Source organism: uncultured Candidatus Puniceispirillum sp. (assembly GCF_963979125.1).
GTDB lineage: Bacteria > Pseudomonadota > Alphaproteobacteria > Puniceispirillales > Puniceispirillaceae > Puniceispirillum.
In genome coordinates this window covers 1-9,661 of the sequence record NZ_CAXBVX010000075.1, presented here as the reverse complement: position 1 = coordinate 9,661, position 9,661 = coordinate 1, and the positions used below count along the sequence as shown (strand labels likewise).

Sequence of the window (9,661 nt, the reverse complement as noted above, 5' to 3'; positions counted from 1 at the left end):
ACTTGCCTTGACCATTTTTGGCACGGGTCTTTCGGGTCTCGTTGGGGCGCCGCTGGTAGGCAAGGCGATCGAAGGCTTGCCGCAACTGCCTATTCCCATTCTGGCGGATATTCCTGTGGTAGGCGCGTTAGTATTTCAGCATGATATTATGGCGTATCTTGCGGTTATTATGGTTGCACTGATTGCCTGGTTTTTAAAATATACGCGGGCAGGTCTGGTAATGCGTGCGGTAGGCGATAATCATGATAGTGCGCATGCACTTGGCTATCCGGTATTATTTGTTCGATTGATTGCCGTGCTGTTTGGCGGCATGATGGCAGGGCTTGGTGGTGCCTATCTTCCACTCGTACTGACTCCGCATTGGGCCGAAGGCATGACAGCGGGACGTGGGTGGATTGCATTGGCTCTTGTCGTATTTGCTTCATGGTTGCCATGGCGCGTATTTGTAGGCGCGCTGATCTTTGGCGGTATTACCATTATGCAACTGGCGGGTCAGGCGCGTGGTTGGACAACGCCGTCACAGATATTGGCCATGTTGCCCTATATCTCGACGATCGTCGTTCTGGTCTTGATTTCGCGGAATCGTGAATTTGCGCTGGCCAATTCGCCAGCATGTTTGGGGCGGATTTTCCACGTTGGAAAATAGTTGAGGTTAACCCCAGTAAAGAGGAGAAAAAAATGAAATCCAATAAATTAGTAACGTGGATAGGGGTTGGACTTGTTGTCGTAATCGCTATTGCGCTTCTTACAGGCAAGCAAAAAGAAGAAGAGGCAAAAGTAGCCATGACCGACAAGGTAAAAGTTGGTTTTGTCTATCTGACCAATCCAGGTGACCATGGCTGGACCTATGCACATGAAGTTGCACGTCAGGAAGTTGATGCCCATTTTGGCGACAAGGTCGAGACATCCTATGTCGAGAATGTACCCGAAGGTCCTGATGCAACGCGCGTTATTCGTGAACTTGCACAACAGGGTAACAAGATCATTTTCACAACATCCTTTGGCTATATGGATCCAACATTGAAGGTCGCAAAGGAATTTCCTGATGTGAAGTTTGAGCATATTACCGGCTATAAGCGTAGTACGAATATGGCGACTGGAAACATCCGTTTCTATGAAGGCCGTTACGTGCAGGGTGTTGTTGCGGGTATGATGACCAAATCCAACCGCATCGGCTATATCGCATCATTCCCGATTCCAGAAGTTATTCAGGGCATTAACGCCTTTGCAGCGGGTCTGCGCGAAGTGAATCCGAATGCTGAAATGTCAATCATTTGGGTCAGCAGCTGGTATGATCCGGTAAAGGAAGCTGACGCGGCCAAGGTGCATATTGCCGAAGGCGCCGACATTCTGGCACAGCATACAGACAGCCCGGCCATGTTGCAGACAGCCGAAAAGGCTGGCGTGTTCGGTTTTGGTCAATCAAGCGATATGAAAGCGTTCGCACCAAAAGCACAGCTATTTAGTTCGGTCAATAACTGGACACCTTACTATGTCGGTAAAATCCAACAGCTTATGGATGGTTCATGGTCAACTGGCGAAGGCCCAGATCATTGGGCTGGCAACACCTGGAAAGGTATGGCTGATGATTATCTGGTGCTGACCCCGTTTGAAAATATGCCAGCAGACGTTGCCGCCAAGGCACAGGAAGCTGCGGATAAGATCAAAGGTGGTATGAACATCTTTACCGGTCCATTGAAGGATAACGAAGGCAACACGGTCATTGGTGCGGGTGAAGCGCTTGATGATGGTGGCCTGTGGGGTATGAACTATTATCTCGAAGGTGTTCTTGGCAAAATTCCGGGCTAATCATCACCTGATTCGGTAACAAATCTGAAAGGCGTCATCGAAAGATGGCGCCTTTTTTCACTTAATGCGTGATTTTTTCAACTCTAAGATGCCACAATTAATGTGATTTCTACTCCTGCGCTAACCTCCTAAGGAGGAATGGTTAACGGCCTTATATAACGATTTTCTAATTCAGGAAGTGCGGCTTTCTGATGTAACGAATATCTTTAATAGGAGTCGATATGACTAAAATTTTTATGGCTATTTTGGGCGTCACTGTTACTTTATCGGCTGGCGCACAAGCCCTGACTTTCAAATCAGGTGAAGTTCTGGGCCCTGATGGCAATATGTATGTCGGGGCAAGCCCCGAAAATCTGGAAAATATCATTGCCAATGCCAAAGATGACGACAAGCCAGCTGGCGTGATTGGTAACAATGTCTTTGTTCTTGTCGATGACACGATCACCTTTGTGCCAACCAAGGATCTTGCGCCTTTGGATGATGATGAGCGTCTTGAGCTTATTGGCGATAAGGTTGTTGAAAATATTTCCGGCGTTGAAGGTTTGACGATGGATAGTATAGAAGCGGTAAAAGAGCTTGGTGAAGAAGCCGATATTGACCTTGCCAAAGTCATTTCTGATGGCGGGTTGGCATCGCTTGATAAAGCGACTTTGGATGATCTTCAGCAAGTCGCCAGTGAAACTGGCATTGATCTGGCCAATATTCAGGCCATCAGTGACTCGCTTGGCGGTTTAGATTCGCAGCAGCTTGCCGATATGAACGCCTATCTTGAAGAATCGCTGGAAGGCGAATTGCTAGACGATATCAATGCTGAAATTGCCGCTATTAGTGATATTGAAGGTGGTATGGAAGCACTCATGAGGTTTAACAGCTATGAAGATTGCGTCAATGGCGGCGGAGGTGTCGTTTGTGATGAAGTTGACGCAAGACTGAATGAGCTTGAAGGTGATGATGAATAATAAATCATTATGTCATTGTTGATGTAACGATGAAGCGCGGTATCATCGATGCCGCGCTTTTATCATGCGCGAGTTATTCACGCGCTAGATTACGATTAAGGCGCTATCTTTTGGTTCAAGGTAGTGTAGGTAAAAAACTTTGTATATGGCCATGCAATATCGCATAGTGAGTTATGAGCGATATTACAAAACCAACAATTTTTGTGACACGACGCTGGCCAGCAGAGGCCGAAGCCGAAATGTCAAAATATTTCACCCCAACATTCAATAGTGAAGATGTGCCGCTAACGACACAGCAAATCGCCGACGGTTTTGCTGGGCATGACGCGCTGGCGCCAACGGTTTCAGATTCCATCACCGCCGAGATCATAAAGGCAGGCGCGGCAGGCAAAGGGAAATTTGTCGCCAATTATGGTGTCGGTGTTAATCATATCGATATTGAAGCGTGTAAGGTAGCTTCGATTCCGGTCAGCAATACACCGGGTGTACTGACTGACGCCACCGCTGATATCACCATGACCTTGATGTTAATGCTGGCACGCCGAGCTGGTGAAGGCGAGCGTGAATTGCGCGGCGGCGATTGGGCTGGATGGCGGCCGACGCATTTGATGGGGCGGCAATTAAGTGGCAAAACGCTTGGCATCATCGGTATGGGTCGTATTGGCAAGGCTGTGGCGCGTCGCTGTGCGCTTGGTTTTGGCATGAAAGTGGTTTTCTTTAACCGTTCCAAAGTTGATGATTGCGACGATATTGGGGCTGTTCAACTGGCTTCGGTTATTGACGTATGTGCGGCGGCGGACTTTATCAGCCTGCATTGTGCGGCCAGTCCGGATACGTTTGAAATCATGAATGAAGCCGCGTTTGATGCAATGCGATCCGATGCTGTTGTCATCAATACGGCACGCGGCGATGTAATCGATGAAAGCGCGTTGGTAAAGGCGCTGAATGCGGGATCTATAGGCGGTGCCGGCCTTGACGTATTTCAGGGCGAGCCAGTCATAAACCCCGATATTATGGCGGCGCCCAATACGGTCTTACTTCCGCATCTGGGGTCAGCAACTTTGGAAACACGTACGGCTATGGGGCTGAAGGTGGTTGATAATCTGCGTGCCTTTTTTGCGTCTCAGCCGCTGGTTGATCCTGTCGTCTAACATGTCGGGCAATGCATTTGTTCACGCTGAAGGGGCAGGTCATTTTCGTGATCTGGCGATGGCGGCTTTTCATGCTGGTATTGACGCGGGGCGCCCTGAACCGGTAACGCGCGATGCTGTCGAACATATCATGCGCAATGCCGATGCGGGCTTGCCCGTACCTACGGCAATTATTGCGATTGGCAAAGCTGCCTGTGCGATGGCTGATGCCGCCCGTCAGGCAGGCTGTATGGTATCTGGTATCATTGTAACAAATGATGAAAATTATCAATCTATGCCCGGATTTGACGTTCATGCCAGCGCGCATCCGGTGCCTGATATTCGAGGGTTACGGGCAAGTGACGCGGTGGAAACGCTGGCGAAGTCGTTGACCATAGACGATCATTTACTGCTTTTGATCAGTGGTGGTGGGTCGGCCTTGTTGCCAGCACCAGCATCAGGCATTTCGCTGGCTGACAAAATGGCACTTAACGAAGCCTTGCTGGCAAGTGGGCTTGATATTCATGACATGAATGTGATTCGGCGGTTGTTTTCACGTCTGAAAGGTGGTCGGCTGGCGGCATTGGCAATGCCTGCCCGTATAAGCCAGTTTTTACTGTCGGATGTACCTGGTGACCGGCTTGAATCAATCGCCAGTGGTGTCGCGGCACCGGAACCAACGTCGCTTGAGGCGGCTATTGACCTTGTCCGCTTGCATGGGTTGGATCGGCTGGATTTTGTGCCACCGCACCTCGATGCGTTGGTCAGTGGCAAAATACAGGCACCTTTGGGGGCAGAAGATCCAGTATTTGACAAGGTGCAGACAGCAATTCTGGCAAGTAACAATATGTGTCGTTCGGCAAGCCGTGCCTTGATCGAGGCGGCGGGTGATATAAAGATTATTGACGCGCCGGATCTTGATGGTGATGCCGCCCAGATGGGCAAACGTCTGGCCGATTGCGCGCTATCTGTCACCAAGCCTGGGCATTATGGCATTGTTGTTGGTGGTGAAACGACTGTTAAATTGGACGCCACATCTGGTATTGGCGGGCGGGCACAGGAAGTTGCTTTGACCGCTGCAATCGCCCTTGGTGCGGATGCCAATTCAGCGCCGTTGAACTGGACGGTACTTGTTGGCGGTACCGACGGACGCGATGGCCCCTGTGATGCGGCTGGTGCGATTGTGACAAGTCACGATATGCTGGATATTCCCAACGCCAAAATAGCCTTGCAAGCACATGATTGCTATCCATTCCTGAAAGCATCTGGTCAGCTTGTTACGACTGGTGGGACAGGCACGAACCTGGGTGATCTGGCGATTATCCTTTTTTCCCGATAAGCGATAAAACAACTATCAGGACAAAGAAAGGCCGGATAGGAAAGCAAAAACCTATCCGGCCTCAGGCTTCAGGTCGGTAATGGCATGACCCGCACTCCCCCAAGCGCAGGTCATATACCGTTCCTGAGGGAAGTTATTCGGCGGCCTTTTCCTGATCGCCGGTAAATTGTGCCTCTTCAGTCGAGTCGTTAAGTGCGGTTGTTGCAGACTGGCCCCCTTTAACAGCAACCGAGATTGCGTCAAACCATCCTGCGCCAACTTCACGTTGATGACGTGTTGCGGTATAGCCATTTACCTCGGCGGCAAATTCGGCATTCTGCAATTCGCTATAGGCGGCCATGCCGCGGTCACGATAATCACGGGCAAGCTCATACATGGCAAAGTTCATGGAATGGAAACCAGCCAAAGTGATGAACTGATATTTATAACCCATCGCACCGATTTCACGCTGGAAGCGGGCAATGTCCTCGGGCGACAGGTTTGCTGACCAGTTAAAGCTTGGTGAACAATTATAGGCCAGCATCTTATTAGGGAATTTGGCATGGATGGCATCGGCAAAGCGACGTGCCTGCTCAATATTCGGTGTTGAAGTTTCCATCCAGATCAGATCGGCATATTCGGCAAAAGCGAGGCCACGAACAACACAGCGCTCAAAAGCATCCTTTGGATCAAGACAGAAAAAGCCTTCTTCGGTGCGCTCGCCAGTCAGGAACTGGTGGTCGCGTTCATCAATATCCGAGGTGATAAGTTTGGCGCTTTCGGCGTCGGTACGGGCAACAATCAAGGTTGGCACCCCTGCCGTATCGGCGGCAAGCCGTGCCGCATTCAAATTCGCAATATGCTGTTGAACGGGAATCAGAACCTTGCCACCCATGTGACCGCATTTTTTCTCGGATGCCAGCTGATCTTCAAAATGCACACCAGCCGCACCAGCTTCGATGTAAGAGCGCGTAAGTTCAAATGCGTTAAGCGCACCGCCAAAACCAGCTTCCGCATCAGCAATAATGGGGGCAAACCAATCAATATTATCGTCATTATTTTCCAAAGTCTGAATCTGGTCAGCGCGCTGTAGCGTACGGTTGATCTTGCGCGCTAGCTCGGGGCCTGAATTGGCTGGATATAGTGACTGGTCAGGATACATGGCGCCCGCCGTATTTGAATCAGCGGCAACCTGCCATCCAGAAAGATAAATAGCTTTCAGGCCAGCGCGTACCATCTGCATGGCCTGATTACCAGATAGGGCGCCAAGCGAATGCACGTAATCTTCGTTATGCAATAACTGCCATAGTTTGTTGGCGCCATTGCGCGCCAGCGTGTGTTCTGGCTGAACCGAACCTGACAGTTTTTTCACATCCGTCAGACTGTAATCACGCTTAATGCCGTCAAAGCGGCCAGCATCTGTTTTGGTATGTGCTTCAAATTCAGTTAGCTTACTCATCAAACAATTCCTCAGCTTTTGCATAGTGCCATCACGCGACAGCAAGATACGTTGTTAGCGATAGAATTTGATTAGCCTGAATTTATGCCAATGACGAGGAAAAAAGTGCAAAATTGAAAATTGTAAAATATTTACAATTTCAGTTTACAAATTGACTTATTACAATATTATCAGACCGTAAGGGGGTGCCATAAACATCTCCATAACAACTATTGCGTTGACTCGAGGTAGCTAGGACATGCAGGAAAAGATATTGGTTGGTCATAAATTACGGCGTTTTCGTCAGTCTATTGGCTTATCGCAAACGGCCATGTCCGACGCGCTTGATATAAGCCCATCATATCTTAACTTGCTAGAGCATAATCAGCGTCCCTTGACTGTGACTTTGCTACTCAAGCTGGGTAACAGTTTTGATATTGATCTGAAATCATTCGCCGAGGATGATAGCCAGTCTCTTATTGCCGATATGAGCGAGATATTCACCGATCCGCTTTTTGCTGGTGAGGCGGTGTCACGCCGCGAATTACAGGATTTGATTTCGGCCGCCCCAGGCGCCGCCCGTTCGGTCATCAAACTGTTTCATGCTTATCGTAAAGTGCGCGATGAGCTGCAATCATCGGATCATGTTTCAGGGCGCGAAGCCAGACTTAGCAGCCCTATCGAAGTTGTGCGTGATGTTCTGCAAAGCGAAAATAACTATTTTGCCAGTGTCGAACAGGCCGCAACCGATCTGCTGGAAACGGCGGGGCTGGCCGAATGGGCAAAAGGCAAGCCATCACCTAATGCCATGTCATCGCATACGGATAGAATTTATGCGCAACTTGTCGATTATGTTGAAAAGACAATGCGGCTACGTGTGCGGATCATGCCAGCCGACATTATGGGGTCCCAACTGCGCCGCTATGATTTACACCGCCGCGAAATCATGCTGAGCGAGGCGTTGCGACGTCCCCAGCGCCAATTCCATCTTCTGGTGCAGATAGCTTTGTTGACCCAGCAGGACATGTTGCAAAAGATGTGCGACGAATATGAATTACCTGAAACACAAAGCCAGTCATTATTCCGGATTACACTTGCTGGCTATTTCGCCGCTGCGGTTATGATGCCCTATAATCCGTTTCTGGAATCGGCGAAATCACTGCGTTATGATATTGATCTATTGGGGCGTCGCTTTGGATGTAGCTTTGAGCAGGTATGCCATCGTCTGACGAGCCTGAATGCCCCTGCTGCCCGTGGGGTTCCGTTTTTCTTTATCCGTGTCGATGATGCAGGCAATATTTCCAAGCGCCTTGCCGCTGGCGGCATGCAATTTGCCAAATTTGGCGGTACTTGTCCAAAATGGGCGGTGCACAAGGCGTTTCGAACCCCAGAGCGGATGCTGTTTCAGGCCGTGGAATTACCTCAGGGGCAGAAATTTTTCACGATTGCGCGCACTGTGCCTAGCCTGTGGACACCTCCACATGAGTCAGCTCCCGAATTTGCCATTGCGCTGGGATGCGAAATGCATCATGCGCGTGATCTGGTCTATGCGGATCATCTTGATACGGGGAAAACCATGCGTCCCGAACCAATCGGCGTTGGGTGCGCTGTTTGCGAACGCATGGAATGTGGTCAACGTGCGCATCCGCCTATTGGCCATGATTTGCAGTTTGATGGGAATATGCGGCGCGTCGGTCTGTATGATTTGGGTATGAAATAAAATTACTCAAATTAGATATTTCTAAATTTGTAATAATATTACGCATAAGATTTCAATATCGATTTCATGCAGATGGATCGGCCTTGATAGTTTCAAATTGTCGTCAGGTCTGGTATCAAAAGATTGATCTTTAATGAAAAGATGAATGCGGTGGTCACTATGTAGCTATCCGCCGTAATGCGCAAAATCTGAAAACAGCATGGCAGGCAATATGGTCAATAATCAGGACATGAGTGAACGCAAGGATGACACCAGTCGTATCGCGTCACTTTATGGCCTGACGCCAAAGGTTGAGATAGCGATCAATCAGGCGATCATGGATGGTGAGAAACGCCGTGCACGAACGTTGATGGCACCGTTGCATCCAGCCGATCAGGCAGATCTTATTGAAAGATTGCCTTTGGAAGTCGCGGCCAAGCTGGTCCGCATGCTGGGTGATGATCTGGATGCAGAAACACTCGCGCATCTTGACGAACAAACCCGTGATGAAATTGTCGATGTAATGGGTATGGCGGCATTGGCGCGGCAACTGCCTGATCTATCTACAGATGATGCGCTAAACATTGTTGAAGAGCTTGAGCAGGATGACCGGGCCGATGTGCTTGCGGCTTTGCCTGCCGAAGACCGCGTACTGGTCGAAGAGGGGCTGTCATTCCCCGAAGATTCAGCAGGTCGCTTGATGCAACGTGAGGTGGTGACGGTGCCATCATTCTGGACAGTTGGTCAGACTATAGATTTTCTGCGGAATGAAGAACATGATGCAGGTGATTTCTATCTTATTTTTGTCATTGACCCGACCCGGCATGTGCTAGGTGAGGTGCGCCTGAGTACACTTTTATGCACCCAGCGTCCACGTCGCATGTCGGAAATCATGGATGCTGATTTTCGGCTTATTCCGGTGACTATGGATCAGGAAGAAGTGGCGTCGCTGTTCCGCCATTATGGCATGGTCAGTGCGGGTGTTGTCGATGAAGATGACCGACTTGTTGGCATGGTCACGATTGATGATGTGATCGATGTGATTGATGAAGAAGCCGAAGAAGATTTGATGGCGCTTGCTGGTGTTGGCGAGGCAAGTTTGCGGTCTAGTTTACGTGAGACAATGCAAGGCCGGACAGGCTGGCTGGCGATAAATCTGATTACGGCGGTTATTGCGTCGATGGTGATTGGTCTGTTTGATGCCACGATTGAGCAGCTTGTTGCGCTGGCTGTGTTGATGCCGATTGTGGCGTCGATGGGCGGCAATGCAGGCACCCAGACCGTCACTGTCGCTGTGCGTGCTATTGC

Annotated in this window: 8 protein-coding genes; 7 read left to right on the top strand and 1 reads right to left on the bottom strand. The window is 49.7% G+C overall.

Features of this window, described 5'->3' with window-relative positions:
* From ABNT28_RS08125 to ABNT28_RS08105, 5 genes are all read left to right on the top strand, one after another.
* The coding region (locus ABNT28_RS08125) for an ABC transporter permease (RefSeq protein ID WP_348721357.1) at positions 1–646 on the top strand (646 nt) is incomplete at its 5' end.
* A gap of 59 nt (positions 647–705) precedes the next feature.
* Positions 706–1,809: a BMP family ABC transporter substrate-binding protein gene (locus tag ABNT28_RS08120; protein WP_332923287.1), complete on the top strand. Its 1,104-nt coding sequence runs from the start codon at positions 706–708 to the stop codon at positions 1,807–1,809.
* A 221-nt stretch (positions 1,810–2,030) separates the two neighbouring features.
* The gene (locus tag ABNT28_RS08115) at positions 2,031–2,768 is read left to right on the top strand and encodes a hypothetical protein (RefSeq protein WP_332923283.1); all 738 of its coding nucleotides are present in this window, start codon (positions 2,031–2,033) and stop codon (positions 2,766–2,768) included.
* A 182-nt stretch (positions 2,769–2,950) separates the two neighbouring features.
* Positions 2,951–3,919 (top strand): D-glycerate dehydrogenase, encoded by a 969-nt coding sequence (locus ABNT28_RS08110; protein WP_332923286.1) that lies wholly within the window; start codon positions 2,951–2,953, stop codon positions 3,917–3,919.
* Position 3,920: 1 nt separating this feature from the next.
* Complete coding sequence (locus tag ABNT28_RS08105) at positions 3,921–5,237, top strand: DUF4147 domain-containing protein (protein WP_332923282.1); 1,317 nt, start codon at positions 3,921–3,923, stop codon at positions 5,235–5,237.
* A 133-nt stretch (positions 5,238–5,370) separates the two neighbouring features.
* Here the strand turns inward: ABNT28_RS08105 and aceA are convergent, their stop codons facing one another.
* Positions 5,371–6,675, bottom strand: coding sequence for an isocitrate lyase (aceA, locus tag ABNT28_RS08100; RefSeq protein WP_332923281.1), 1,305 nt, complete (start codon positions 6,673–6,675; stop codon positions 5,371–5,373).
* A gap of 238 nt (positions 6,676–6,913) precedes the next feature.
* Here aceA and ABNT28_RS08095 point away from each other — a divergent pair, with 238 nt between their 5' ends.
* A complete protein-coding gene (locus tag ABNT28_RS08095; RefSeq protein WP_332923280.1) occupies positions 6,914–8,374 on the top strand; it encodes a short-chain fatty acyl-CoA regulator family protein in 1,461 nt (486 codons plus the stop codon).
* A 199-nt stretch (positions 8,375–8,573) separates the two neighbouring features.
* A partial coding sequence (locus ABNT28_RS08090) for a magnesium transporter (RefSeq protein WP_348721356.1) occupies positions 8,574–9,661 on the top strand: 1,088 nt, incomplete at its 3' end.

Bases quoted from the DNA above. Each gene is read 5' to 3' on its own strand.
- ABNT28_RS08095 (WP_332923280.1), top strand. From the start codon at position 6,914: ATGCAGGAAAAGATATTGGTTGGTCATAAATTACGGCGTTTTCGTCAG.
- aceA (WP_332923281.1), bottom strand. From the start codon at position 6,675: ATGAGTAAGCTAACTGAATTTGAAGCACATACCAAAACAGATGCTGGC.
- ABNT28_RS08115 (WP_332923283.1), top strand. From the start codon at position 2,031: ATGACTAAAATTTTTATGGCTATTTTGGGCGTCACTGTTACTTTATCG.
- ABNT28_RS08105 (WP_332923282.1), top strand. From the start codon at position 3,921: ATGTCGGGCAATGCATTTGTTCACGCTGAAGGGGCAGGTCATTTTCGT.